The organism is Micromonospora sp. CPCC 206060 (assembly GCF_036906895.1).
Lineage (GTDB): Bacteria > Actinomycetota > Actinomycetes > Mycobacteriales > Micromonosporaceae > Micromonospora.
Map to the genome: position 1 here is coordinate 206285 of NZ_JBAKHU010000001.1, position 24742 is coordinate 231026.

23 protein-coding genes, 1 other RNA gene and 3 pseudogenes are annotated in these 24742 nt (G+C 71.2%); 8 read left to right on the plus strand and 19 right to left on the minus strand.

What is annotated here, in order from left to right; translation table 11 throughout:
- Positions 1 to 106 precede the first annotated feature (106 nt).
- Together V6U90_RS00905 and V6U90_RS00910 are read right to left on the minus strand one after the other, a co-directional pair.
- Positions 107 to 1225, minus strand: coding sequence for a hypothetical protein (locus tag V6U90_RS00905; RefSeq protein ID WP_334430565.1), 1119 nt, complete (start codon positions 1223 to 1225; stop codon positions 107 to 109).
- 83 nt (positions 1226 to 1308) lie between these two features.
- Complete coding sequence (locus tag V6U90_RS00910; protein WP_334430566.1) at positions 1309 to 1512, minus strand: hypothetical protein; 204 nt, start codon at positions 1510 to 1512, stop codon at positions 1309 to 1311.
- A 199-nt stretch (positions 1513 to 1711) separates the two neighbouring features.
- Here V6U90_RS00910 and V6U90_RS00915 point away from each other — a divergent pair, with 199 nt between their 5' ends.
- Positions 1712 to 2173, plus strand: coding sequence for a hypothetical protein (locus tag V6U90_RS00915; RefSeq protein ID WP_334430567.1), 462 nt, complete (start codon positions 1712 to 1714; stop codon positions 2171 to 2173).
- Positions 2174 to 2277: 104 nt separating this feature from the next.
- Positions 2278 to 2781, plus strand: coding sequence for an NUDIX hydrolase (locus tag V6U90_RS00920; protein ID WP_334430568.1), 504 nt, complete (start codon positions 2278 to 2280; stop codon positions 2779 to 2781).
- 28 nt (positions 2782 to 2809) lie between these two features.
- Here the strand turns inward: V6U90_RS00920 and V6U90_RS00925 are convergent, their stop codons facing one another.
- The 3 genes from V6U90_RS00925 to V6U90_RS00935 all read right to left on the minus strand — a co-directional run bounded on the left by V6U90_RS00925 (position 2810) and on the right by V6U90_RS00935 (position 4189).
- Positions 2810 to 2932: a hypothetical protein gene (locus V6U90_RS00925; RefSeq protein WP_334430569.1), complete on the minus strand. Its 123-nt coding sequence runs from the start codon at positions 2930 to 2932 to the stop codon at positions 2810 to 2812.
- The gene (locus tag V6U90_RS00930) at positions 2923 to 3831 is read right to left on the minus strand and encodes a hypothetical protein (RefSeq protein WP_334430570.1); all 909 of its coding nucleotides are present in this window, start codon (positions 3829 to 3831) and stop codon (positions 2923 to 2925) included. The genes V6U90_RS00925 and V6U90_RS00930 overlap by 10 nt, the downstream gene beginning before the upstream one ends.
- Positions 3832 to 4060: 229 nt before the next feature.
- A complete protein-coding gene (locus tag V6U90_RS00935; protein ID WP_334430571.1) occupies positions 4061 to 4189 on the minus strand; it encodes a hypothetical protein in 129 nt (42 codons plus the stop codon).
- 187 nt (positions 4190 to 4376) lie between these two features.
- Between V6U90_RS00935 and V6U90_RS00940 the strand changes: the two are divergent.
- Both V6U90_RS00940 and V6U90_RS00945 read left to right on the plus strand, forming a co-directional pair.
- Positions 4377 to 4630: pseudogene (locus tag V6U90_RS00940) on the plus strand (hypothetical protein).
- A gap of 1566 nt (positions 4631 to 6196) precedes the next feature.
- Positions 6197 to 7141, plus strand: coding sequence for an acyltransferase domain-containing protein (locus tag V6U90_RS00945; RefSeq protein ID WP_334430861.1), 945 nt, complete (start codon positions 6197 to 6199; stop codon positions 7139 to 7141).
- A 554-nt stretch (positions 7142 to 7695) separates the two neighbouring features.
- Here V6U90_RS00945 and rnpB read toward each other — a convergent pair.
- Positions 7696 to 8112, minus strand: an RNA gene (gene rnpB, locus V6U90_RS00955) — RNase P RNA component class A.
- Positions 8113 to 8150: 38 nt separating this feature from the next.
- Positions 8151 to 8651 carry an imine reductase family protein gene (locus V6U90_RS00960; RefSeq protein ID WP_334430572.1) on the minus strand — a complete coding sequence of 167 codons (501 nt, stop codon included), beginning with the start codon at positions 8649 to 8651 and terminating at the stop codon, positions 8151 to 8153.
- Between V6U90_RS00960 and V6U90_RS33880 the strand changes: the two are divergent.
- From V6U90_RS33880 to V6U90_RS00970, 3 genes and pseudogenes are all read left to right on the plus strand, one after another.
- Positions 8645 to 8758 (plus strand): annotated as a pseudogene (locus V6U90_RS33880) (hypothetical protein); the annotation flags it as partial. The gene V6U90_RS00960 and the pseudogene V6U90_RS33880 sit on opposite strands and share 7 nt — an antisense overlap.
- A gap of 30 nt (positions 8759 to 8788) precedes the next feature.
- Positions 8789 to 8992, plus strand: a complete 204-nt coding sequence (locus tag V6U90_RS00965) for a hypothetical protein (RefSeq protein ID WP_334430573.1) — start codon at positions 8789 to 8791, stop codon at positions 8990 to 8992.
- 143 nt (positions 8993 to 9135) lie between these two features.
- On the plus strand, positions 9136 to 9897 hold the full coding sequence (locus V6U90_RS00970) for a sulfite exporter TauE/SafE family protein (RefSeq protein ID WP_334430574.1): 762 nt from the start codon (positions 9136 to 9138) through the stop codon (positions 9895 to 9897).
- A gap of 69 nt (positions 9898 to 9966) precedes the next feature.
- Here V6U90_RS00970 and mctP read toward each other — a convergent pair whose 3' ends face one another.
- From mctP to V6U90_RS01005, 7 genes are all read right to left on the minus strand, one after another.
- Complete coding sequence (mctP, locus tag V6U90_RS00975) at positions 9967 to 11664, minus strand: monocarboxylate uptake permease MctP (RefSeq protein WP_334430862.1); 1698 nt, start codon at positions 11662 to 11664, stop codon at positions 9967 to 9969.
- A gap of 6 nt (positions 11665 to 11670) precedes the next feature.
- The gene (locus V6U90_RS00980; RefSeq protein ID WP_334430575.1) at positions 11671 to 11910 is read right to left on the minus strand and encodes a DUF3311 domain-containing protein; all 240 of its coding nucleotides are present in this window, start codon (positions 11908 to 11910) and stop codon (positions 11671 to 11673) included.
- A 235-nt stretch (positions 11911 to 12145) separates the two neighbouring features.
- Positions 12146 to 13390, minus strand: coding sequence for a bifunctional RNase H/acid phosphatase (locus tag V6U90_RS00985; protein ID WP_334430576.1), 1245 nt, complete (start codon positions 13388 to 13390; stop codon positions 12146 to 12148).
- Complete coding sequence (locus V6U90_RS00990) at positions 13387 to 14127, minus strand: zinc ribbon domain-containing protein (protein ID WP_334430577.1); 741 nt, start codon at positions 14125 to 14127, stop codon at positions 13387 to 13389. Before V6U90_RS00990 ends, V6U90_RS00985 begins: the two co-directional genes overlap by 4 nt.
- Entirely contained in the window at positions 14124 to 14996 is an 873-nt protein-coding gene (locus tag V6U90_RS00995) for a Nif3-like dinuclear metal center hexameric protein (protein WP_334430578.1), read from the minus strand. The genes V6U90_RS00990 and V6U90_RS00995 overlap by 4 nt, the downstream gene beginning before the upstream one ends.
- A 91-nt stretch (positions 14997 to 15087) precedes the next feature.
- A complete protein-coding gene (locus V6U90_RS01000) occupies positions 15088 to 15687 on the minus strand; it encodes a flavoprotein (RefSeq protein WP_334430579.1) in 600 nt (199 codons plus the stop codon).
- Between the two features lie 16 nt (positions 15688 to 15703).
- Complete coding sequence (locus V6U90_RS01005; protein ID WP_334430581.1) at positions 15704 to 16930, minus strand: helix-turn-helix domain-containing protein; 1227 nt, start codon at positions 16928 to 16930, stop codon at positions 15704 to 15706.
- Positions 16931 to 17151: 221 nt separating this feature from the next.
- Between V6U90_RS01005 and V6U90_RS01010 the strand changes: the two genes are divergently transcribed.
- Complete coding sequence (locus tag V6U90_RS01010; protein ID WP_334430582.1) at positions 17152 to 17826, plus strand: bifunctional DNA primase/polymerase; 675 nt, start codon at positions 17152 to 17154, stop codon at positions 17824 to 17826.
- A 137-nt stretch (positions 17827 to 17963) separates the two neighbouring features.
- Here V6U90_RS01010 and V6U90_RS01015 read toward each other — a convergent pair.
- The 5 genes and pseudogenes from V6U90_RS01015 to V6U90_RS01035 all read right to left on the minus strand — a co-directional run.
- Positions 17964 to 18674 (minus strand): annotated as a pseudogene (locus V6U90_RS01015) (FAD:protein FMN transferase); the annotation flags it as partial.
- 80 nt (positions 18675 to 18754) lie between these two features.
- Positions 18755 to 19351 carry an FMN-binding protein gene (locus V6U90_RS01020; protein ID WP_334430584.1) on the minus strand — a complete coding sequence of 199 codons (597 nt, stop codon included), beginning with the start codon at positions 19349 to 19351 and terminating at the stop codon, positions 18755 to 18757.
- A gap of 27 nt (positions 19352 to 19378) precedes the next feature.
- A complete protein-coding gene (locus tag V6U90_RS01025) occupies positions 19379 to 20599 on the minus strand; it encodes a ferredoxin reductase family protein (RefSeq protein ID WP_334430586.1) in 1221 nt (406 codons plus the stop codon).
- A 198-nt stretch (positions 20600 to 20797) separates the two neighbouring features.
- Positions 20798 to 22177, minus strand: coding sequence for a DUF1501 domain-containing protein (locus tag V6U90_RS01030; RefSeq protein WP_334430588.1), 1380 nt, complete (start codon positions 22175 to 22177; stop codon positions 20798 to 20800).
- A gap of 8 nt (positions 22178 to 22185) precedes the next feature.
- Entirely contained in the window at positions 22186 to 24351 is a 2166-nt protein-coding gene (locus V6U90_RS01035; RefSeq protein ID WP_334430590.1) for a DUF1800 family protein, read from the minus strand.
- Between the last annotated feature and the right edge of the window lie 391 nt (positions 24352 to 24742).

Genomic DNA, 24742 nt, shown 5'->3' on the forward strand with positions numbered 1-24742 from the left:
GGATCATTCTTAGCAGCGGGCACCCGGATCCGCCTCCTGCCGACGGGTGCCAGGACCGGCCCGTGACGTGCCGTTTCCGGTGGCCATCGGGTACCGGTCAGGTCAGTCAGCCCGCAGTCTTCCGGGCGGTGGCCTTACGAGCGCCGGAATGCACCCGGGCGGTACGCGTCGCGGTGGTCTGTTTCGCCGTTCCGGCGGCCCGGCGGGGCAGGGCGGTGGTCGCCTTACGGGCCGCACCCGACGCGGTGGAGGTGGCCTTGCGCGCCACGCTCGACGCGGCGGCCGTCGCCCTACGGGCCGGCGCGCTGGTCGCCGTCTTGCGGGCCACGGTCGGCCGGGTCGTGGTGGTCTTGCGGGCGGTGGCCTTCTTCGCCGGTACCGCCGGGCTGGCGGCGGTCTTCCGGGCCGGCGCCCGCTTGGCCACGGTCTGCGGGGCGGCGATGGAACGCTTCGCCACCGTCTTGGCGGCCGAGGTGCGCTTCGCCGCGGTCGTCTTCTTCGGCGCGGTCGTCTTCTTCGGCGCCACGGTCTTCTTCGCCGTGGCGGGCTTCCGGGCGACGATGTTCCGTTGGCCCGCCGACGTGGCCTTGCCCGCGATGGCCTTCGCGACGGCCGCCGCCGTGGTCGGCCGCGCCGCGGTGGCCGCCTTCGCCGGGGTGGTGGTCCGCTTCACAGGGGTACGCTTCGCGGCGCCGGTCCTCGCCGTGGCCGCCTTCTTCGCGGTCACCGCCGTCTTCGTGCCGGCCGCCTTCCGGGCGGTCGTGGCCTTCGCCGTCACGGCCTTCTTCGCGGTCGTGGCCTTCGCGGCCGTCGCCTTCTTCGCGGTGGTGGCCTTCTTCGCGGTCGTGGCTTTATTCCTCGCGGTGGCGGCCTTCTTCGCGGTCACCGTCTTCCTCGCGGTGGCGGCCTTCGCGGTCGTCGCCCTCGTCGTGCCGGTCGCCCTCGTCGTGCCGGTCTTCTTGGCGGTCGTCGCCTTCGTCGTACCGGTCGCCTTCGTCGTGCCGGCGGTCTTCCGCGCGGGACCGGTCGCGGTGGCCCGACCGGTGGTCGCCTTGCCGGCGGGCGCCGTCCGCGCCACGCCCCTGCGCGCGGTCGCGCCGGCCGCTGCGGCCTTGCGCGCCGGGTTGGTCCGGCTGGCTCCGGCACTCCTGCTCACCGCGGCGGTCTTCCGGGCGGTGGTCCGGTTGGTGGCCGGCCGGGCAGTGGCCTGCTGTGCTTCGGCCATCTCGGTTCCCTCCTTGGGGACATGCTCTCGGATGTCTCGTCACGGAGAGCACGGAGTGTCCGACCCGGGCCGAGACCGCCGGTCTAGCTCTCCTCCCCGGCCCAGCGGGCGTCCTCCGCCTCCCACGCTTCGTTGCGCTCCTGCACCCGTTGCAGCGCATGCTCGGCGTCGGACGCCGAGGCGTACGGGCCGAGAACGTGCTTGGCCGGGCACACGTCCGCGTCGGTCTCCACCCGCTGGTGTCGGACGCACCAGTAGTACCGGGTACCGCTTCCGCTGTCGCTCATGTGATCACTGTGCACCGCGAACCGGACAGGCGCCACCGGTTCGCGCGGGATGTCGACGTGTCATCCACTGTAGAGACGCTCACGGCGGTATCGGCAGAAACCGCAAAATTCAGACCAAATAAGTGAACAGCATGTCGAAACTGGCACCGTCGACGCGATGAGCCTCCCGGACACCGGTCGGTCCCGCAGAATCCGGGGCATGGAGTACGGGGGTTCCACCGCACGCCGACTGCTCGGCGTACTCGTCGGCGGTGCGCTGGTCGGGGCGGTGCTCGCCCTCGCCGGGGCGGTCACCGTGCCGGCGCTGCGCGACCGGTCCCAACAGCAACTCGACGACCGGGCCCGACGGGAGGTGGACCGCAAGGCCCACCTCGTACGGTCCGACCTGCTGGCCACGGCGGCCCGGGCGCCGGGAGCCACCTCGACCGTCGCGCCGGCCCGGCTCCGGGAGGCGGTGGAGCGGACCGGCGGGGTACGGGTGATCCGGATCGAGCCCGACCGGGACGGGGTGCGGCTGCTGTTCGAGGTCCGGGTGGTAAAGACCGGGACCACCCTCTTCGGGTACCAGCAGAGCACGGCGGTGGCCTGTTACCAACAGACTGTCCCGGCCAGCCCCAATTCGGCGGTACGCGAGACACCCTGCCCGCCCGCCGAACCGTGACCCCTCGTCCTGGCTGCCCGCGCGCCGGCAGTCCGACCGGCACCTCCCGCCCCGGGTGCCGCCCGCACTCCGGACCCGTCCACCGAAGGCCGTAGGGTCGACGGATGGGCACTCCCGACTACGTCCTGCGGATGCGCAAGCACATCGGCCACGACCTGCTCTGGCTGCCCAGCGTCAGTGCCCTGGTGCACAACGACGCGGGTGAGGTGCTGCTCGGCCGGCGGGCCGACGACGGCCGGTGGTCGGTGATCAGCGGCATCGTCGAGCCGGACGAGCAGCCGGCCACGGCGGTGGTCCGGGAGGTACGCGAGGAGACCGGTCTGCACGTCGAGCCGGAACGGCTGTGCTGCGTGACCAACCATCCGCACCGCTACCCCAACGGCGACCGGTGCGTCTTCCTGAACCTGGGCTTCCGGTGCCGCCTGGTGGGCGGTACGGCCCGGGTCAACGACGACGAGTCGACCGCTGTCGGGTGGTTCACCCCGGACCGGCTGCCACCGCTGGACGGGCACGCCCGACTCGTCATCGCGCAGGGGCTGGTGGCGCACGGCGACACCTGGTTCGCCGCACCGGGCGAGCCGTGCGGGCCGCTCACCGGCAGTCCGTAACCCCGCCCAGCGGGCCGACGAACCACGCCTACGGGCCGGCGAACAACTGGTCGAGGTGCAAGTCGACCACGGCGCCCGCCTCGTCCGGGGTGAGGTGGGGTGTCCGTACGCGGCCCCGGTACGGCCTGGTCAACAGGGCGGTCAGCCCCACGGCGCAATCGGGTACCACGGGATGATCTCCCGACGGGCGAGCAGGCGCACATCCCAGTAGAGGAAGGTGAAGGCGCCGGCGACAAGCAGTGCCACCGCCGTGACGACCGTCAGCCGTCGCGGGTTCGCCGCCATCCAGCGGTGCAGCCGGCCACCGAGGAAGAAGGCCATCACCAGGAAGAGCACGGCCATGATGACGATGTTGCCCAGTGACTGGAGGCTGAAGGCTGCGGCGCCGTACAACGGGTTGCCGCTCTCCGCCGCGTCACGGAACATCTGCCGGAACAACGCGAACGGCCGGCCGATCAGAAAACCACCGATCAGGGCCCCCATGAACACCATCGGCGCGTTCGGGAAGCGGCGGGCGAGCCCGGCGAACGGGTCACGCACGATACCGAGCGCCGCCAACCCGAGGTAACACATCACGAGCCCGATCAGGCCGAAGACCACCATGGACTGAATGCTGCGCGGAGACAGCCCGGCACCGGTCGGAGCCGTGGAGAACTGCGGCATGCGCGTACCGACGATGCCGACGACGGCACCGTACGTGGCGGAGACCGCGAGCATGCCCACCGACAGCCAGCCCAACGGCTTCAGGACCTGCCCGACCCTGGACCACCGGCCGCCCGTACCGCCGAGCATCGGCGCCACCGCGCCGAAGACGGCCACGTTGCAGGCGGTGAACGTCCCGGCGACGCCGGAAACGAAGGCGAAGGCGACGCCGGCGGCGATACCGGCGATCGGTGTCTCCTTCGCGTCATGGCCCAGCAGTGAGTTTGCCACGTTGTCCCCGATGGTCCGGTCAACGAACTCCGCCGACCAGACGACCGTCAGCAGAAATCCTCCCAGAATGCCCAGCAGCGCGACCAGCCAGCGTCGCCGAGGGAAATAGCCATTCACGAAGATCGAAGTCGTCGGGGCGTCCGCACCAGGCGGGACGGATGGCGACTGGGTCTGGACCACACCAAGAACTCGGGGATGTGTCATCACGGCCCTTCCAACTGGCTTAAGCACAATATTGCTCACCAGAATGGGCGACCACGCATTCGACCCACTACTTCAACATTGCGGATCCATGCCACGCACGACGATTACCGGCGGCGGCAGGCAGGGCCACCCGAACATCGGATCACCGCTCCGGCCCGAGCGGTTCCGCCCACCACCGGGCGTTGTCCTGAGGACGGACGTAGACGTCGCGACCCTGGTGGCCCTCGATCAGCCCTTCGGCGCGGAGGGTCAGCATCGCCGAGCGGATCACCTGCGTCGAACCTCGTACTGGACACACAAGCTCGGAGCAGGATCGTGATCGCCTGGCGGGCGGTTGACTGGCTACCCACCTCGTGCAGAACCGCAAGAGCCTTCGTGGCGGGCGGCTTGTGGCCGGGCGGCCACTTGCCGGAGACGGTAAAGCTCGCCTGAGGGTCCTCCCCCAACGGAGGCCACTGGTGAGTCGAGCACGCTGGATCAGCCACCTACCCGCCACCATCACCGAACGGTCCGCCACAGTTGAGCTGGCCACCGCGCTCCGCGCCTCGCTCGGCCACGTCGAGTTCATCGACTTCGGCGAGACCACACTGTCCGAGCAGACCGGCGGTTCCTGCGTACCCGGATCTGGTGCGACGCCCGACTGCCCGGCGGCGGTGGATGCTGTGCCCTGCCCGACGGGCATCCCGGGGGCCGCACGGCGCTCCCCCGCTGATCCGGTCACGGGCGGCGGCCAGTCGCGGCCGGGCGCGACGACGGCGGCGCGGCGGCAGCGGCAGCGGCAGCGGCAGCGGCAGCGGCAGCGGCGCAATTTCCGGGAAGTTGGTGTGTCCTGCGCTGCCGAGGGCACAACTTCCCGGAAATTGCGTCGCCGTCGGGATCTGCAACCCCCGCGACAATGCACGCGACCAGATTGCGGACAAGAAGCGGATCGCCCCTGGATAGTGCACCTGCTCCGTGATCCATATCGCTGTCGACCGCCCCACCCCAGATGGTGCACATCGGCGATGATGTGTCGATGGGGCGACTGCTGAAGGTGGTCACAGTGGTCACGCTGCTCGGCGGCGGGCTGGTTGGATTCGTGGTGGTCCTGGTAATGACGCTGGCCGGGCAGGGTCTGGACCGGGCAGAGAAGTGGGTGTCCCTGGTCGGCGTGTTCGCCTCTGTGGTGTTGAGCGGAGGAGGACTCGTACTGGGCTGGCTGACCTGGCGCCAGAGTCAGACCACGCCGGGTGGCGGCGGGTTACGGGCGAGCACCAGCGGCCCTGGTACGGCAATCGTTGACGGCGAGTACCCCAGCGGCCTTCAGCGAACGACGACGGTCGAACAGTCCGCAGAGGTCGAACAGCCCGGGAAGGTCGAGCAGTCCGGGAAGGTCGTATCCAGCGGCCTGGACGTGGCCACCGGACACGGGGACGGCACCCGACCTCCCGCACCTCCCCAGCGGACAACGGTCTATGCCCTGGCCAGCGCAAGTGTTGTGCTCGTCGGCATACTGCTCACCGTTGTGATCGTCAACGCGTCGGGGAAACAGGAACAACCCGGTGCTGCGGCTCACCTCAGTCCCAGTGCGACCGCGAGTCCTCAACCCAGCCCGACAACACCGGCGACCACCAAATCCGGCCCGGATCCGGTCTACCTGGCCTTCGCAGCGATGAAGAAGGGAAACTGCCTGACCGGCGACCTGGACGCGTTCGCCGACGACGGACCGGACACCGACGAGAAGCCGGGAGTCGTACCCTGCAAATCTCCCGAGGCGTACTACCGGGTCACCCAGGTGCTGGGCGAACACGGCACGTGCCCAGGCGCCGGCGGTGGTAGCACCCAATGGAGAAACTGGAGCGGCCCTCGCGAAATTCTCCTGTGCATCGATCGCCAGTTCCGTACCGGCCAGTGCTTCAAGGGCGCGGGAAGCGGCAAGATAGAGAAGGTGTTCCTTCTGGACGGCTTGAGCTGCGCTCTGAACTGGTTTCCCAGCGATTGGGATTACCTCGTGGAGGTTGTCAGGATTCTGGGCCCCGGAAAGGGCTCGGATTGCCCCGGCACCTATTCTATTCAGGCTCTTCATGACACCGTGACGCTGTGTTTCAAAGTGTACAAGCATGCCAACCAGATACCTTTGGCGATAGCCCCTGGAGCAGAAACTCTGTCGGCAAGCAACAAACCAGTGACCAGAGCGCCATCAGTCACGACCGCGACCACCAGCCCAATCTGCCCCCAAGTCAGGCATCAGGTCGGTACGGGCCGTAGAAGACGCCGACCGGCCGGTAGGGTCGTCCGCGTGGATCTGGACGACACCGCCGCCCGGCTCGGGGTACCCGTCGAGGACGTCGACCGCATGCACCGGCTCGCCGGCGACCGGCCGTCGGCTCCGCTGCCCGCCAAGGCCGATGCGCCCGCGATCCTCGACCGGCTCGCGGTGCGGCCGGACGACGCCGCCGAGATCATGGCGGGCTGGCCCGACCCCGACTCTCCGCTGTGGACTCCGGAGCTGCGCTGGCTGCTCGACCGCTCGATCGCCCTGGTCCGCGCCGATCTCGGGGGCCACGGCTGGCTGTCGCCCGGTCCGGCGCTGCCGCGCGAACGGGGCCCCGCCTGGCGGCATCTCTACGTGTACGCGTACCTGGCCCTGGTCGACGTCGTCACGGAGTACCACCGCGACCACGGCATCGCCGATGCCGTGTCGTGGGTGACCCTCGCGGACCTGGGCCGCAACCTCGCGATCGACCGGCGAATGCACCGCGAGGGCTGGCCGGTCATGCAGAGCTGGCTGACGCTGCACGCGCGCGGCGGCATCTACGAGCTGGGCCGGCTGCAGCACCAGCGCGGCGGCACCGCCATCGACCTGCACATCCCCGAGTCTGGGCCGATGACCCCGGAGGCGGTCGCGGCGTCGCTCGACGAGGCCCGCGTATTCTTCCCGCGCCACTTTCCCGACGAGCGCTACACGGCGTTCTCCTGCGGCTCGTGGCTGCTCGACCCGCAGCTGCTGGAGTACCTGCCCCGGGACTCCAACATCGTCCGGTTCCAGCGGAGGTTCGAGCTGGAGCCCTACGAGGAGCCGGAAGGGTTGGACGCCGACGTCGAGGCGCTGCGGTTCGTGTTCCGCACCCTGACCACGCCGCTCGACCAGCTGCCGCGCCGCACCGTGCTCCAGCGCGCGATCGTCGACCACCTGAAGGCCGGCCGCCACTGGCACTGGCGCCGCGGCCGCTTCCCGATCTAGCCACACCCCTAGGTTCTGTCTCGCGGATCTTGACGGTCGGGGACAGCGCGTAGCCAGTTGAGGGTTTCGACGAGGTCGAGGGTGGCTTGGTAGTGCGCGGCGAGCTTGTCATAGCGGATGGGCCACGCCGCGCCAGTGTTTGCGCCGATTGAAGCCGCGCTCGATCTGGTTACGGCGGCGGTATGCGTCCGGGTCGAACTTCGGAGGCCGACCGCCGCGTGATCCTCGGCGCTTCCGGTTGATCACCTGCCGGTGATCACGCCACCGACCACCCCGAAGACCCAGCTTGGGCAGCAACGGCGCCAACACCGCCCACTCATCACTGCTCAGATCACCACGCGCCACGACCGCTCGAACGATCCACAACCATGGTCCGCGAGACAGACCCTAGGCCACCGTAGACGAGTTCCACTGATCGGGGAGTCAAAAGTTCCTGGGCTGTCTGGGCCGTCACCGGGCCGCCAAACGCCACCCAACGATGACCAAGGTCAACCAACGGCACCAGATAACAAACCAGCTCAGAACCTTGATCGAGGCTCTGAGCTGGTGGGCGACGGACGAGTCGACCTGTACGCCGGATTCTGTCCCGGCGCGCACCGTTGCCGGCGGCGCCGGTGGCGGCCATCCATCTCGGTCTGCCGTTGCCGGCAGACTCCAGCGACCTACCCGCAGACATCGGGCGGGCCGCCCTCGAACGTCTGCGCGGACCGTCATCGTTGCCGGTGACGGTCCTTTCTTGGCCTTGCTCCGGGTGGGGTTTACCGAGCCATCCCGGTCACCCGGGATGCTGGTGGGCTCTTACCCCACCGTTTCACCCTTACCGGACCACATGGGTCCGGCGGTCTGTTTTCTGTGGCACTGTCCCGCGGGTCGCCCCGGGTTGCCGTTAACAACCACCCTGCCCTGTGGAGTCCGGACGTTCCTCGGCGACGGGCCTCTCGGCCCGCCGACGCGACCGCCCGGTCGACTCGTCCGTCGCTCCATCATCGTAACGATCAGGCCCCCGGCGTTATTGCCGCCCTCCACCGCTGCCCGCAACCGGCCCGCCCGCCGGGGCCAGGGCCGAGAACACGGACGGGGACGACGGGGACGGAGACTGCTGCCGGCGGATGAGTTCGAAGAGGCTGGCGACGCTGTCCGTACCGTGGCCGTCGGCGACCCGTCGGTCGAGCAGGACCCGCAGCGGGCTGTGTACCTCGGCGTCGACACCGTGCAGCTGACTGGTTCGTACCAGATTGTCGACCGCTGCCTGGTTCAGCGTGACCGGTGACACCCCGTTGGCGTAGTTTCCGGCCTCGATGTCCCGCCCCAACTCTGCCATGAAGGCGGTCATGCCGTGCAGCCACCAGGTGGCCGGCGGCAGGAATTCGGACGGTTTGACCCCAGCCGTGTCGAGCAGTGCGGCGCCGTGCAGGAAACCGGCCAGGGCGGCGGACCCGCTGCCGAGCAGGGCCAGGTCCCACAGCCCGGCGAGTCCCGGATCGGGTCCGAGGTAGTGGCTGGGTGCCATGGCGTCCAGGGCCGGGCGTTGCGCTACTACGAGACCCAGGGCTACTCCGGCCGGAGCGCCGGCCGAGCGGCTACCGCGAGTATCAGCCGGGCGACATCCAGCGCGTCCGGCACCTCCGTACGCTCCTGGCGGCCGGGTTGAACACCGCCACCATCGCTGAGGTGCTGCCCTGCATGGCCGAGGACGACGGGGCGCTGGTGCCGGGCTGCCCGGAGCTGGCCGAGGTCCTGCTGGTCGACCGGGAGCGGTTGAGCACCGCCATCCGGGACCTTCAGACCGCCCGGGACATCCTCGACGCGATCATCGCTGCCGCCCCGGCCGGTCCGGCGCCGCCTGGCTGACGGACCGGGCAGGACAGGGGTGACGGGACGGAACCAGGCCGGGGTGACGGGACGCAACCAGGCCAGGGTGACGGGGCCGGCCAGGCCAGGGTGACGGGTCACACCGTGCCGGGCTGCGGCGGTCGTACTAGCCTCAGCTCACCATGGACCTCTCCGACGCCGCGCTGCTGGTCAGCGCCGGGCTCGCAGCCGGCACCGTCAACGCGGTGGCCGGCGGCGGCTCGCTGATCACTTTTCCGGCGCTGATCGCAATCGGGCTGCCCCCGGTGTCGGCGAACGTGAGCAACTCGGTGGCGGTCTGTCCGGGGTACCTGGCCAGTGTCGCCGGCAGCCGGAAGGATCTGCCGGACCGTCGTACCCTGGCGAAGCTGGTGCCGACGGCGGCGGTCGGCGTGGTCGCCGGCTGCGTGCTGCTGCTGGCCACCCCGTCCCGGGCGTTCGAGCTGGTGGTGCCGTTCCTGGTGCTCGGGGCCACCGCTGTGCTCGCCTTCCAGGACCGGTTGCGGCGCCTGGTCGGGCATCCGACGGAGCTGAGCCCGCGTCGCCGTACCCTCAGTGTGCAGTTGGTGGTCGCGGTCGGCGCGGTCTACGGCGGGTATTTCGGCGCGGCGCTCGGGGTGATGCTGGTGGCCGGCCTGGCCCTGGTCACGGACGAGACGCTGGCCCGGGTGAGTGCCATCAAGAACGTGCTGTCGGCGGTGGTCGGGCTGACCACGGTGGTGGTCTTCGGCCTGTTCGGGCCGATGAACTGGGCGGCGGTGGCGGTGATCGCGCCGGCCACGCTGGTCGGTGGCTACCTTGGCGCGCGGTTGGCGCGCCGGTTGCCGTCCGCCGTGCTCAGGGCCGTGATCGTGATCTTTGGTACGACGATCGGGCTGATCCTGCTCTACCGTGCGCTGGCCTGACCGGTTAGGAAGGGCCCCTTCTTATCGCTTTTTGCAGGTAAAGGGGCCCTTCCTAACACTTGTTGGCCGCTAGACGACGGGTTCGGGGGCGGTGTCGGCGTCCCGGCCGCCACCGGGGGTGACCCGGGGGTCGACGGGGCCACCCCGGGGGTCGACGGTGGTGACCCGGGGGTCGCCCTCGTCGGCGAAGTAGTCGTCCGGGGTGGTGCCGTCGCCGCCGTCAGGCACCCTGACCGCACGCAGGACCAGCGTGCCGAGCGCGGCGACGACCAGGTTGACCAGTACGGCGACGATGCCGACGTAGATGGTCCTACCGGTGTCGAAACCGAAGTCGCGCAGCGGGAAGGCCGAGCCGCCGAAGTGGGCGCGGCCGGTGGCGGCGTTGGGGATCTGGTAGAGCATCCACATGCCGAGCCCCATGCCGGCGACCCAGCCGGCGATCAGGGCGCTGCGGTGGAACCAGCGGGTGTAGAGGCCGAGCGCGACCGCCGGCAGCGTCTGGAGGATGATCACGCCGCCGATGAGCTGGAGGTCGATGGAGAACTGCGGGTCGAGGAAGACGATGCAGGCGACCGCGCCGACCTTCACCACCAGTGAGGTGATCTTCGAGACGTTGGCCTCCTGGGCCGGGGTGGCGTTCCGCTTCAGGTACTCCTTGTAGATGTTGCGGGTGAACAGGTTCGCCGCCGCGATCGACATGATCGCCGCCGGTACCAGGGCGCCGATGCCGATGGCGGCGTACGCGACGCCGGCGAACCAGTTCGGGAACTGCTGGTCGAACAGGATCGGCACGACGGTGTTGCTGTCCACCGAGCCGGGCTTGGACCCGGGCAGCGGTTTCACCCCGGCCGCGATGGCCATGTACCCGAGCAGTGCGATCAACCCGAGCAGCAGGCTGTACGCGGGCAGCGCGGACATGTTCCGCTTGATGACGTCCCGGTTCCGGCTGGCCAGGATGCCGGTGATGCTGTGCGGGTAGAGGAACAGCGCCAGCGCCGAACCGAACGCCAGGGTGACGTACTGGAGTTGGTTGTTGGCGTTGAGCAGGATCCCGTCGTTGGGGTTCGGTGACGCCTGGAACTTCGCGTCGGCGGCGTCGAAGATCGCGCCCCAGCCGCCGAGCTTGTACGGCAGGTAGAAGACCGCCACCAGGATCACGATGTAGATCAGCGAGTCCTTGACGAAGGCGATCAGCGCGGGTGCCCGCAGTCCGGACTGGTAGGTGTAGGCGGCGAGGATGGCGAACGCCACGATGATGGGCAGGTGCCGGGCCAGCGTGCTCTCCCCGGTCACCCCCATGGTCTTGAGGACCGCCTCGATGCCGACCAGTTGCAGCGCGATGTACGGCATGGTGGCGACGATGCCGGTGATCGCGATCAGCAGGGCGAGGACCGGCGAGTCGAAGCGGCTCCGGACGAAGTCGGCCGGGGTGACGAAGCCGTGCCGGTGCGACACCGACCAGAGCCGGACCAGCACCAGGAAGACCAGCGGGTAGATGACGATGGTGTACGGCACGGCGAAGAACCCGGCCGCGCCGGCACCGAAGAGCAGCGCGGGCACCGCGACGAAGGTGTACGCGGTGTAGAGGTCACCGCCGACCAGGAACCAGGTGATCCAGCCGCCGAAGTTGCGCCCGCCCAGGCCCCACTCGTCGAGGTGGGCCATGTCCTTCGGGGCGCGCCACCGGGCGGCCACGAATCCCATCCCGCTGACCAGCAGGAAGAGCAGGGTGAAGACGATGATCTCGGTGAGATGGTCCCGCCACATCGCCACTCACCGCCGCTTCTTCGTCATCTGGTACACCAGCGTGGTGGTGGCCACCCCGAGCAGGATGTAGGCCAGTTGCAGCCAGTAAAAGAGCGGGAAGCCGGCCACCCGGGGTGAGTCGGCGTTGAACAGGGCCGGGATCAGCGGCACCACGATCGGGATGAATAGCAGCCAGTTCCACGGGCTCTTGTCGTGGGCGCGGGAGACCGCGGGTGGCGCGGCGGCGTCCGGTTCCGGGGCAGCCATGTGCAACACCTCCGGGTTGATTCAGGTGTACGACGGGCGGAGGCTACCGATCCAGTGACCTGGGTCACGCCACACGGTTTGTCGTACGCGCCGAACGGGCAGGACCCTGCGCCGAACGGCACTCCTTGATCAACCCATCGGGCACCTGCCGTGGTCCGGCATCGCGCCTGTGGTGGTTGTTAAGAAGGGGCCCTTCCTCTACCGAAAGCGTTAAGCGGGGGCCCTTCCTTACACCTCAGAGGTGGGCGGTGTCGTTGACGGTCCGCACCGCCACCCCGCCGTCCGGCCAGGTGTCCAGCACCGAGATGCCGGCCGGGTCGAGGTAGAGCCGGTGCAGGAAGGCGTCACCGGCGGCGAGCGCGTCGCGGAGCAGGATCTTCAACGGCGAGACGTGCGAGACCACCACGACGGTCTCTCCCGGGTACCCGGACAGCAACGCCTGCCGGGCCCGCCGGACCCGGGCGGTCACCTCGACGAAGGACTCGCCACCGGGTGGGGCGACGGTCGGCGAGGCGAGCCACGCGTCCAGTTCCCCGGGGAACTCGGCGCGTACGTCGGCGAAGGTCCGCCCCTCCCAGTCGCCGAAGTCGCACTCGATCAGGTCGTCGTCGGTGCGGACCGGCGGATCGCCGAGCGCCCCGGCGATCAGCTCGGCGGTGGCCGTGCACCGGGACAGCGGTGAGCTGACCACGGCCGCGACGGTCGGGGCGAGCGCGGCCACCCGGGCGGCGGCGGCCCGGGCCTGGGTCGCCCCCCGCTCGGCGAGCGGCACGTCCCCGCGCCCGGAGTAGCGGCGTTGCGCGGTCAGCTCGGTCGCGCCGTGCCGGACGAGGATCAGCCGGGTGGCGGTGGCCCCGGTGCGCGGCTCCCAGGAGGCCGGTACGGTCGCCGGGTCGGTGCCCGGGATGGTCGTCACGGCGGCCGGGCCGCCGGCGGCGGCGCCCGACGTGGCCCGGTTCGCGGCGGCGCGGGCTGCCGCGCGGGCCTCGGCCCGGGCCGGTGAGTCAGGGGCCGCCGGGACGCGTGGTTCCTCGGTCACCGGCGCCGGCCGCTCGGGGCGGCCGGCGGCCCGGTCCATCGCGGCGTTGGCCAACGCGTCGGCGTGCCGGTTGCGTTCCCGGGGGATCCAGGTGAAGGTCACCGACTCGAACCGGCGGACCAGGGCGGCGGCCTGCGCGGCGAGCGGGCGCAGCCCGGGGTGCTTGATCTGCCACCGGCCGCACATCTGCTCGACCACCAGCTTGGAGTCCATCCGGGCCTCGACGGTGGCCGCCTCCAGTTCGGCGGCGGCCTCCAGGCCGGCGATGAGCCCGCGGTACTCGGCGATGTTGTTGGTGGCCACCCCGATCGCCTCGGATCGCTCGGCGAGCACCTCACCGGTGGCGGCGTCGCGGACCACCGCCCCGTAGCCGGCCGGTCCCGGGTTGCCCCGGGATCCGCCGTCGGCCTCGATGACGACCTGGCGACCGGCAGTGCTCACAGGCCGGACTCGTCGGTCCGGATCATGATCCGGCGGCACTCCTCGCAGCGGACCACCTCGTCCGGCGCGGCGGCCCTGATCCGGGCCCGGTCGGCGCCCGAGAGTTCGAGCCGGCAACCACCGCAGCGTCCGGCGCGCAGCAGCGCGGCGCCGAGCCCGCCGGACGACTCGCGGATCTTGTCGTAGAGGGCGATCAGGTCAGCCGGCAGGTCGGCGGCGAGGGGCTGCCGGGAGATGCTCTTGAACTCCTCGTCCTTGGCGATCTCGGCGAGGCTCTCGTCCCGGCGCCGCTCGACCGCGGCCCGCTTGTCGCGCGCCTCGGCGAGCCGCTGCTCGATGCCGTCGAGGACGCCCTGCGCGGTCTCCCGCTGCTCCATCAGCTCCAGCTCGGCGTCCTCCAGCTCGGACTGGCGCCGGTTGAGCGAGACGAGTTCGTGCTGGAGCGCCTCCAGCTCCCGGGCCGGGCCGGTACCGGCGGCGAGGCGGGCCTCGTCCCGGTCCTTGCGGACCCGTACCTGGTCGATGTCCTTCTCCAGCCGGGCGATGTCCCGGTCGAGGTCGTCGACCGCGACCTGGGCCCGGACCCGCTGGTCCTCCAGGGCGGACAGCTCCCGGGCCAGCGCCTCCAGTTCGGCCCGCTCCGGCAGGGTACGGCGCCGGTGGGCGAGCTGGGCGAGGGCGGTGTCGATCGCCTGGAGATCGAGCAGGCGGCGCTGGACCTTCGGGTCAGCCTTCACTTCTCTGGGCTCCTTGTCACGGGGGGTGCCGGTGCGGTGGCGTGCACCGTCCACGGGTCGGTGTCCAGGTCGGACACCAGGGTCTCGATGCCCACCGTGTCCCGCAGGTACCCGGCGAGGTCGTCCAGCCACGGACGCTCGGTGGCCCAGTGGGCGGCGTCCAGCAGGGCCGGACCACCGGCGGCCAGGTGCTCGCTGGCGGGATGGTGGCGCAGGTCGGCGGTGAGGAAGGCGTCCACCCCGGCGGCGGTCGCCTCGGCGAGGAAGCTGTCACCGGCTCCGCCACTCACGGCCAGGGTGCGGATCACCCGGTCGGGTTCACCGGCGGAGCGTACCCCCCAGGCGGTGGGGGGCAGGACGGCGGCGGCGTGCGCGGTCAGCTCGGCCAGCGTCATCGGCTGCGGGAGTTGGCCGATCCGGCCGATGCCCCGGCCACCCCCGGCGGCCGGGCTGCCGGGGGCGGCCGGGTGCAGCGGACGGAGCCCGGTGAGGCCGAACCGGGCGGCGAGCGCGTCGGAGACGCCCGGTTCGGCCACGTCGGCGTTGGTGTGCGCGACGTAGAGCGCCATGTCGTGACGGATCAGGTCGTGCACGATCCGCCCCTTGTACGTGGTGGCCGCGACCGAGGAGACACCACGCAGCAGCAGCGGGTGGTGCGCCACGATCAGGTCTGCCCCGGCGGCCCGCGCCTCGGTGACGGTCTCCGGGACGCAGTCCACCACGCAGGCGATCCGGCGGACCGGGGTGGCGGGATCCCCCACCACCAGCCCGACCCGGTCCCACTGCTCGGCCCAGGCCGGCGGGTAGCGTCGCTCCAGCACGGCGACGACGTCGGCCACCGTCGGCGGCTGCGATCCGGTTGTGCTCACGGCGGCCCAGCTTACCGGCCGGCGAGCGCCGCGAGGCCCACCCGGCCGGGGGTGGCCGCGCCGGTCCGGGCACTCACCCGCCGGGCGCCGTTCACCCTGGCTGCGGTACTGCGGACGACCGGATCCGCAGCGCCTCCACCCCAATCTGCCAGGGAAAACGGTGCAGGTGCTGCTCACCGGCACCCGGCGCGGGCGGCGGCAGGACATGGTCGCCGAAGAGCACGGTGACCTGCCACTCCCGCAACCGGTCGAGGCTCGACCGGAACGCCGGGTGGCTGGCCATGGCGGAGTTGGTGAACGGCATCGCCACGATCGGCAGCCCTCTGCCCTGCGCCTCGACCAGCAGTCCGAGGGCGAGGGTGTCGGTGATGCCGACCGCCCACTTGTTGACCGTGTTGACGGTGGCCGGGACCACGATCATCGCGTCGGCCGGCGGCAGCATGTCCGGGTCGCCGGGGGCCTTGTAGGTGGTCCGGACCGGGTGGCCGGTCTGCCGGACCAGTGCCGGCACGTCGATGAACTTGGCCCCGTCCGGGGTGCTCACCACACAGACCTCCCATCCGTCCCGCTGGGCCAGGTCGACCAACTGCCCGACATCCCGGGCGAGCGGTGATCCGCAGGTGATCACGTAGAGCACGCCACGTCGGGCAGCCACCGGTTCCGGGGCCAGGGTGATGGTCTCGACGGTCATGCGGTACGTGCCTCTCTCATATTCCGACTCCCATGTGCTCAGCCAACTCTGCAATCGGTGAAGGGGGCGCACCGCGTGTGCGACGGAGCACATCCGACATCACTTCGTGGGCGATCGGGCGGCAGCGGATCTCGGACGGGGCGAGCCGGTCGCCCTTCAGCAGGGTTTCCCCGGCGTTGGCCAGATCGCCGACCTGGGCGAAGCCCCGGGCGAGGTCGAGCAGGTGGTGGGCCCGCCGCTCGGGCAGCAGCGCGTTGAAGTTGTCCTGGACGATCTTCCCGTCGGCCTCGACCGCCCGTCCGCCCTCGCCCAGTTCCACGGCGGCGGCGACCCGGTGCAGCAGGACGTTGGTCGGGCCGAAGCAGGTCCAGTAGTGGTTGTCATCGGCGCCGAGCAGCTCTGCCGCCTCGTCCGCCCCGTCGAGCAGGTCGTTGACGGTGGCCGAGTCACCGAGCCGGGCGGCGGCCATCGCGCTCTGGAGCAGCAGCATGCCGTAGACGGAGAGCTGCTCCGGCCGGAGGTCGGCGCTGGTGGAGGGGGCCAGCCGCTGGGCGATGTTGACGTTCAGCTCCAGTGCCGGGCGGGCCCGACCGAGGGCGAGCAGGGCACTGCCGACCCGGGTGGTGGCGATTCCGGCCAGCAGCGGGTCGCCGGCCCGCTGGCAGACCGCCAGCGCGCGGTCGGCGGCGAGCCAGGCCAACTCGTTCTCGCCCAGCTTGCGCAGCACCGAGGAGGCGATCTGGTAGACCTGCCCGAGCAGGTGGGCGGCGATCGCGGCCTGGTCACCCCGGTAGGCCGCGTCGGCGGCCTGGGCGTCGCGCAGCAGCTTGGGCAGGGCTCGGGTGAGCACGCCGTAGCGGGCGTACTGGTAGGTCAGCCAGGCGTGGTTGACCGCCTTGCGCATGTCGTCGAGCGGCGGCGGGCAGGGCGCCGCGTCGAAGTACGCGCTGATCGAGTCGTAGCGTTCCAGGGCGGCCCTGATCTCCTGCACCTCGACCTGGTCGATGCAGTTCAGCGCGTCGGTACGCCGTTCGGGGTCGCGGCCGAGGAGCAGCTGCACGTCGACCTGGAGGATGTCGGCGATCTCGTAGAGCACGGAGAACTTGTCCAGCCGCCGGACCCCGCGCTCGACCTTGTCGACCCAGCTCTTGGACTTGCCCAACCGGTCGGCGAAGACCTGCTGCGACATCTTGCGCCGCCCCCGCCAGTAGGCCACCCGTCGCCCGATCGGCAGTTCGTCCATGTGGGGGTCCCTTTCCATACGTCCCCGCAGGCCGACGGCGGGGACGACCAGTTCGTACTCATGTTTTGGCTGGTCGCACAGGGTGTACGTCAGCCAGGGAGTTGATTCTCGTAATTTTCGTGCAAGTTGCACCAGCCGTTCGTCAAAAGAAACGACCACGGGTTACGCCAGTGACGGCGCTCGACGCACCGGTGCGGCGAGGGCGAGAGGAGAAGCCGGTAATGTGGAGTAATGTCGGGCCGCGTGTGGTGCAGCTCTCCCCCCTGGAGCGGGCCCGGCTCCGCCGGGTCGCCGTCCGCTACGCGGGCCACGGCTGGGAGGTGACCCCCGGCGCCTGTCTGGCCCGCAGCCGGTTCGTCTGCGGCCGGGCCGGCTGTCCCACCGTCGGTTGCCACCCCGCCCTGGAGAACTGGGAGAACGCCGCGAGCACCGACCCGGCCCGGGTGGCGACCTGGTGGCGGGACCGTCCGCACGGAGTGCTCCTGCCGACCGGTCGGGCCTTCGACGTGGTGGAGGTGCCGGCCTACCTCGGTCGGCACGTGCTCGCCACGCGACGCGGCACCGGTGGCGGGTCCGACCCAACCCACGGCCCGGTGGCGGTCACCCCGACCGGCCGCTGGATGTTCCTGGTACGCCCCGGTGACCCCCTCCGCCCCGAACTCGACCAGTGCTTCTACGTGGTACGGCACGGCCTCGGCTCATGGATCCCCGCCCCACCGACCCGGCTGCCGGAGGGACCGGTGCGCTGGGCGGTCGCCCCGGAACAGGCCCGCTGGCGGGTACCGGACTCCTACGCCGTGCAGGGGCGGCTGATCGACGCACTGCGGGCGGTCGGCCCGGGGGTACCGGCCGAACCGCTGGTCGGCCGACTACCCATGCCCCGCCGCGGTTACTGAACACGGCCCACCAACCAGCGGAGGTCCGGAAGAGCAGCCGGCCCACCGGCCGGTACCGCGGCCGGGGCACCGACAACGGCCGCAGCCGGGTCACCGACCGGCGCCACGGAACCGTCGCCGACCGGCCGGTCGGCCAGCGGGAAGCACGGCGAGTGGACGGCCCGACCCTCGTCGGTCACCACCGCGTGGTGGTACCCGGGCAGCCGGGCCAGCCAGCCCCGACCGGCGGTGCCCATGGCCACCGCGGCGGTGGCGTACGCGTCGGCGGCCCCCAGGTCGGTGCCGACCACGGTCACCGAGCGCAGCCCGTGCGCCGGGACGCCCCGGCGCGGGTCCACGACGTGGTGTCCCCGCTCGTAGACGCCGGAGGTGGCCACCGCCAGGTCGGTACCGGTGAGCACCCAGCAGGCGGCCGTCGGGTCGAAGGGGTGCTGGATGCCGATCCGCCAGGGCCGGCCGGACGACGACCGGCCCCGGGCACGGACGTCCCCACCGGCGTTCAGGCAGTGGTTCGGCGCCCCCTCGGCGACCAGCCGGTCGGAGGCGACCTGCGCCGCCCAGCCCTTCACGTAGCCGGACGGGTCGAGCCGTCCGGTGGCGTACGCGTCGAAGAACCCGTCCGTGGCGGTCCACAGGTCGGCGCAGTCCGCCAGTACCCGGCGCAGGTCCGCCGACGCCCCGGCGAGCGGAACCTCACCCCGGTCGAAGCGGCACACTTCGCTCTCCGGGCGGTAGGCGCTGAACCGCTGGTCGACCTCGCGCAGCCAGTCGAAGACCAGGTCGGCCAGTTCCGCCAGCCGGGGTGCCGGCAGGTCGTCGGCGAGGTCCAGGCTGATCGGGGTACCCATGACGAACTCGACCCGGCGCAGCCCCGGGCGGGCGGACGGACCGGTCCCCGGGCCGGTGAACAGGCCGGTGCTGGGGCCGGTCACCGCAGTCCGGCCTGGTCCAGGGCGGCCTGCAACGACTTCTCGTACGCGTTGCAGGTGGAGGTGGCCCCGGAGACGGTGTCCAGGTCCGCCCCGGTGTTGGCGGCCCGGACAGCGGCCCCCTGCGGCCCGCTCCAGGCCCGGTTCACCGCGTCGGTACGGCGTACCGACTCCGGGGTGTCCTCCGGCATCTCCAGGGTGGTCACGTCGGTGACCCGCCCGTCGAGCACGGTGATCTGCACCTGCACGGTGCCGAAGGAGCGGTCCGGGGTGGTGCGTACCGCCGACCCGTAGTAGGTGCGGGGCCCGGCGGGTGATGGAGCGGCGGTCGTGGTCCGGGGGTCGGCCGGCGCGGTGGTGCTGCGTCGGGGTGCCGGGGCGCGGGTGGTGGTGGTCGCCGTGCCCGGCGTACGGGTGGCGGAGGCGCTGGTCGGTGCGGGCGGGGTGCCGGCGCCCGGACCGGCCGGTGCCGGTACGACCGGAGGCGGCTCGGTACCGGTCTGGGCGGTCTCGGTGCTGGCGGGAGCGGCCTTGAGCACCACCAGCAGGGTCGTGCTCGCGGCCAGTCCGGTGACGGCGAGGATGGCGCGACGCATGTGACGGACCTTCCGACGATCGGCGGGTTACAGCTCGAAGCTGGCCAGGTGGATCTGCCGGCGCGGCACCCCGGCCCGGCGCAGGGCGTCGACCGAGGTCCGCACCAGTCCGGGTGGCCCGCACAGGTAGACGTCCCGCCGGGTCAGGTCCGGGACGAGGTGGCGCAGCCCGGCGGCGCTGAGCACCTGCCGGGGGCCGGGGTCGTGGCGGGAGCCGACGACGTACCAAAGGTCCAGGTCGCGGGATTCGACCAGCAGGTCCAGCTCGCGACGCAGCAGCACGTCGTCCGGGGTGCTGGACCGGTAGATGAGCGCCGCACCGGGGGGCAGTTCCTCCAGCAGGGCGCGGATCGGGGTGATACCGCTGCCGCCGGCGATGAGCAGGGCCAGGTCGCCGTGCCGGTGGGCGGCCGTGAAGGTGCCCGACGGGCCCTCGGCCCAGACCCGGGTACCGGGGCGCAACTGCCCCAGGCTGGCGGTGTAGCCGCTGACCACCTTGACGGTGAGGCGCAGCCAGGTGCCGTTGGCCGGGGCGGAGAGCGAGAACGGGTGCGACTGCCACCAGTGCCCCGGCGCCAGGAACCGCCAGCGGAAGAACTGTCCGCCATGGACCCGTAGGCGGTCGAGGTGCCGGCCGGTGAGGTAGACCGAGACCGTGTCCGGGCTCTCGGCGACCACGTCGGTGACCCGCAGCCGGTGCCGCAGGTTGAACACCAGCGGCGCGACGACCCGACCCCAGAGCAGCGCGGCGAGCACCAGCAGGTAGAGGGTCTGCCACCAGGTCTGGGCCGCGCCGGGACGGAAGAGTTGCTGCCCGTTGGCGACCTGGTGGCCGAAGCCGAGCAGCAGCGCGAGGTAGCTGCCCAGGTGCAGCAGGTACCAGAACTCGTAGGGCAGGGCGGTACGGACCGCCCGGATGCCGGTGAGGCCGAGCATCACCATGATGCCGGCGGCGACGAAGGCGCCCACCATGTCGTGGTAGTCGCGGAGCAGCACCCCGGCCTCGGCGAGGACCGAGTGGCCCCGCTGGGCGGCGTACCCGGTGAGGATCAGGGACATGTGGGCCAGGACGGTGACCAGCAGGGTGGGCCCGATGTCCCGGTGCCAGCGGGCCAGTTCCTCCCCACCGATCCAGCGTTCCAGCACGCCCAGCCGGCTCATCAGGAGCACCTGCACCATCAGCAGGTAGCCGGCGACCAGGCCGGTGACCCGGCCGGCGGCGGTGAGGACACCGGTGGTGCCCTCCACCGACCCGGCCGGGGGTGCCCAGCCACCAGGGCAGCACGCTGACCAGCAGGCCGGCCCAGAGCACCGCCTGGATGGTGCGACGGCCGGCGGGTCCGCGCCGCTGCGGCATTTGCGCGGGTACGGGGGCAGCACGCCGCCGGCCGGTGGACCGGGACGGTGTCCCGGTCCGCCGGCCGGCGGCGTGCGCGGATCCTTGGGTCACGCGTACAGCTTGATCGGGGTGTACTTCTGTCGGGGGAAAATCTTGTCGACTTCGGCAACAGTCAGCCCGAAGCGGCCCTGGGCCACCGAGCCGTACACGTTGAACATGTTGTTGTATTCCGGTACGTCGCCACTATCCAGCTTGTCCAGCCCGTCCCAGTTACCGAGCAGCGAACCGGCCAGCTTCCGGCCGGAGAGGATGGTGACCACCCCGCCGTGCCCGTGGTCGGTGCCGCCGCTGTTGGAGGCGACCCGCCGGCCGAACTCGCTGGAGACCATGACGGTCACGTCGGCCGCCCGGTCGCCGAGGTCGGTGAAGAACGCGGCCAGCGCGGAGGCCAGCTCGTGCAGACGCCGGTGCAACTGGCCGCCGTCCCGGGTGCCCTGGTTCTCGTGGGTGTCGTAGCCGCCCATCCCGACCGTGGCCACCCGGACGTTGGCGCCGCCCTTGATGAGCTGCGCAAGCTGCTTGAAGGAGTTGCCGACCCCGGTGTACTCCACCCCCGCGGCCGGCTCGTACGGCTTCGCGGCGAGCTTCTGCGCGGTGGCCAGCGCCCCCAACCCGGACTGCACGGACTCCTCCACCGGGTGGTTGATCCCGGTGAACAGACCCCGGATGGCCTTCTCGGTGGCCGCCCGGTACTTCTCGTTGCCGTTGAGCCGCAGCGAGCCGACGCTGTTCAGGGAGAGCGCGCCGTTGGTGCCGACCAGCGAGCGGGGCAGGGTGCTGCCGATGCCGACGCTGCGGAACGCGGTGCCCTTGCCGAGCGCGTCGACCAGGCTGTCCAGCCAGCCCCGGCCGCCGGTCTCGCCGGGCAGACCGCCCAGGTTGCAGGCGTCGGCGGCCTGGAAGTGGCTACGGGAGAGCCGCTCGTCGGAAACCGCCGGGACGAAGCCGAGCTGACCGGCCTTGAGCCACTTCTCCAGCGGGGCGAACGCGCTGGTCAGCTTGAATCCCCGGGACAGCGGCAGGGAGTCGTTGCCGAGCAGCAGGTCCGGTCGGGCCTTGGCGAGCACCGGGTCGCCGTCCGGGGCGACCAGGCTGAGCCCGTCCAGCCCGCCGTAGAGGAAGACGTGGATCAGGGTGCCGGTGGCCGTCGCCGCGAAGGACGCCTGGGTCGAGACGAACTGGCTGGTGGCCAGGGCGGTCGCGGTGGCGGCGGCGCCCGCCACGAAGGTCCGCCGGGTCACCCCACGGCCGTCCTGCTGGGCCTCCTCCTCGGCCTCCAGCCGCAGGTAACGGTCACGTTCGGCGGCGTTCTCGGCGGCGACGACGTCGGCCTCGGCGCGCAGCACCGCCTCGGCCGGGTTGTCGGCCAGGCGTCGCAGGTCGGGGCATTCGGGGTGCAGGGGGTACGAGTACACAGTCTTCTCCATCGGGTGCCTCACCGGAGGTGGTGCTGGGGGGAAGCGAGGAGCGCCCGCGCGATCGCGGTGATGGCCCCGTTGAACGTGGCGTCGACCCGGTCGGTCGCCGCGACCCCGGCGATGCCGAGGATCAGCGCCTTCTCCTTGGCGGTCAGCTTCTGGTGCACCAGCCGCAGGGCCAACGCGTCGAGGTACGCCCCGGCGGTCGGCGCGGCCTTCGCCAGCTGCTCCGGCTTGGCGTAGGAGAACATCCGGCGGTTGCCGCTGAGGAGGTCACCGGACTCGTTCCAGCCGTTGACCATCGTGCCGGCCGAGGTCCAGGCCAGGTAGACGTCCGGGTAGCCGTCCGGGGTGGGCTGGCCCATCGGGTACTGGCCGAGCTGGCGCAGCTTCTCGTGGATCTGCCGCAGTCCCTCGCCGTACGGGGTCCGTTTGCGGTCCCCGTGGTCGTAGCCCGGCGACGGCTCCGCCGAGACACCGAGTACCCGGTAGGTGGCGACCAGGTACTCCATCGGCCGGCGGACCTTCTGGCCGACCGACGCCCAGAACTCCGAGGAGCTGAAGAGCGTCATCAGCAGCGGTTTCACCGCGCCCCTGTTGGTGGTGTAGCTCTTGGCCAGCCGGTCGACCAGGGTCTTCGGCGGGGTGTCCGAGACGAACCGGGTGGCCAGGCTCTGCGCGACGTACCGGGCGGTCGACGGGTGCAGGGCGAGGTACCGGATGTAGGAGTCGATGACCTTCTCGGCCTGCCCGGGGTCGTTGGAGCTGTTGGCGTGGGTGAACCCGAGAATCTTCACCTTGCCGGTGTAGTGCCGGTCGCCCCGGAAGACGTACTCGCCGTTGTTGACCCCGCGTCCGGTCTGGAGCAGGGCGGCCTGCCGGACGTCCTTCTCGGTGTAGCCGCCGTCCACGCCGACCGAGTACAGCTCCAGGTTCTCCCGGGCGAGGTTCTCGTTGACCGCGTCCTTGCTGGACTGGTTCTGGTTGAGGTACAGCAGCAGGGCGGGGTGGCGGTTCGCGGCGACCAGCATGTCCGGGTAGTTGGCCAGCGCGTACCTGCGGACCACGTCCCGGTCGAAGGACCCCCGGTACACCTCACCGCCGTCGAAGTCGGCGGCGACGTGCAGGAAGTCGTTCCAGAAGTCGACCATCACCTCGAACAGCTGCCGGTCGGACCAGATCTGCCGGGCGATGGTGGCGTCGACCACCTCCCGCTCCGGCTGGACCCCCCGCTCGTTGAGCTGGTCGCGCTGCTCCCGTAGCTGCATCGGGGTCATCTTCAGGCTGGGCAGTTCGGCGAGCTTCAGCTCGGCCTTCGTCGGGGCGATCCTGTCCGGGTCGAGCTGCCAGCGGATCCAGGCGTCGATACCCATCCGCTTGATGTCGGCGAGGACCTTCGGCGTCGCACCGAAGGTGGCCCGGGAGGCGAGGTGCCGTACCGGGTCCTTGGCCAACACGGTCTTGACCGTCACCGGCGTGTTGGCGGCAGCGGCGGCGGGACCGGAGTAGGTCTGCCCGCCGGCCGGCGCGTTGCGCTTGAGCGCCTCACCGGCCCGGGAGCCCATGTAGCTCTCGTTCTGCTCGGTGTAGGTACGAACCTGGCTGGGCTGCTGGCCACTGGGCCGGGCCGCGTTGCCGTCGGTCGCCGCGGTGGCGGTGGCGTCACCGACCGGATCGCCCCCGAACAGTTCCCGGATCTGCGGTGACATGGCCAGCGCGGCACCCCCGGCGACCACGGCGGCGGTACCGCCGAGCGCGGCCAGGGCCCGGCGCCGGCCGGTACGCCGCCGGTCGTCGTCGGGGTCGTCCAGGTCGGGCAGTCCGGCCGCCGGCGCGTGGCCGGAGCCCCGGGTGGGGGGCAGTCCGGCCGGACCGACCCACTGTGGACCGCGACGGGTCGGGGTGGGACCGGTGGGCTGTGGCGCCCGGTGGTCGACCGGCGGCCGGCGGGCATGGTCGGCGGACTCCGGCGCCCAGTGGTCGGCCGGTGGTCGGTGGTCGGCGGGAGCGTACCCACCCGGGTGCGGGTGGTGGGCGTACGGCTGCTCGTGGCCGGACCGGGCGGGCGCCCCGGGCTCCGTTGGGCGGTGCAGGTCGCGGTATCCGTCCGAGGTGGGGTGCTGCGGTCCGGTCCAGCGGTCGTCAGGTGACCGGCGTGGCGGTGGCACATTCTGGTCGGCCATGTACCAATCCCGTTTTCTGCTGGCGCGCCGGCACGGCCGCAGATTCACGGCGCAGAGGTACGGCGACGGGGGGCGTGAAGGGTGCGGGGGTTACGTGCGCTACGGCAAGGTAACCAACCCCTCCAGGGCCTTCAAGACGGCCGAAATCGCATCAGGCGCCACACTTAAGGCAGCCCTCAGACGGATTGGAATTCCGCCCCTTACCGGTCGATCGGCGGCACCGACCGCGAGCAGGTCGGATACCGGTCGGAGCGGATCCGGTGTGACATTTTCCGGCCGCTCGACGCTGCCCGGACGGCGGAGCAGCAAAGCAAAACTTAAGGATCCGCTAAGCCACCACTGCGGCAGCACGCGCGGTGCCCGGGATCGTCCGGGCAGGGGAAGTAGCAGT

Bases quoted from the DNA above. Each gene is read 5' to 3' on its own strand.
- V6U90_RS00980 (WP_334430575.1), bottom strand. From the start codon at position 11,910: ATGGCTGCCCCGGAACCGGACGCCGCCGCGCCACCCGCGGTCTCCCGC.
- V6U90_RS00915 (WP_334430567.1), top strand. From the start codon at position 1,712: ATGGAGTACGGGGGTTCCACCGCACGCCGACTGCTCGGCGTACTCGTC.
- V6U90_RS00905 (WP_334430565.1), bottom strand. From the start codon at position 1,225: ATGGCCGAAGCACAGCAGGCCACTGCCCGGCCGGCCACCAACCGGACC.
- V6U90_RS01020 (WP_334430584.1), bottom strand. From the start codon at position 19,351: ATGCGTCGCGCCATCCTCGCCGTCACCGGACTGGCCGCGAGCACGACC.
- V6U90_RS01010 (WP_334430582.1), top strand. From the start codon at position 17,152: ATGTGGAGTAATGTCGGGCCGCGTGTGGTGCAGCTCTCCCCCCTGGAG.
- V6U90_RS00920 (WP_334430568.1), top strand. From the start codon at position 2,278: ATGGGCACTCCCGACTACGTCCTGCGGATGCGCAAGCACATCGGCCAC.
- V6U90_RS00960 (WP_334430572.1), bottom strand. From the start codon at position 8,651: ATGGCACCCAGCCACTACCTCGGACCCGATCCGGGACTCGCCGGGCTG.
- V6U90_RS00970 (WP_334430574.1), top strand. From the start codon at position 9,136: ATGGACCTCTCCGACGCCGCGCTGCTGGTCAGCGCCGGGCTCGCAGCC.
- V6U90_RS01000 (WP_334430579.1), bottom strand. From the start codon at position 15,687: ATGACCGTCGAGACCATCACCCTGGCCCCGGAACCGGTGGCTGCCCGA.
- V6U90_RS00910 (WP_334430566.1), bottom strand. From the start codon at position 1,512: ATGAGCGACAGCGGAAGCGGTACCCGGTACTACTGGTGCGTCCGACAC.
- V6U90_RS01035 (WP_334430590.1), bottom strand. From the start codon at position 24,351: ATGGCCGACCAGAATGTGCCACCGCCACGCCGGTCACCTGACGACCGC.
- V6U90_RS01030 (WP_334430588.1), bottom strand. From the start codon at position 22,177: ATGGAGAAGACTGTGTACTCGTACCCCCTGCACCCCGAATGCCCCGAC.
- mctP (WP_334430862.1), bottom strand. From the start codon at position 11,664: ATGTGGCGGGACCATCTCACCGAGATCATCGTCTTCACCCTGCTCTTC.
- V6U90_RS01005 (WP_334430581.1), bottom strand. From the start codon at position 16,930: ATGGACGAACTGCCGATCGGGCGACGGGTGGCCTACTGGCGGGGGCGG.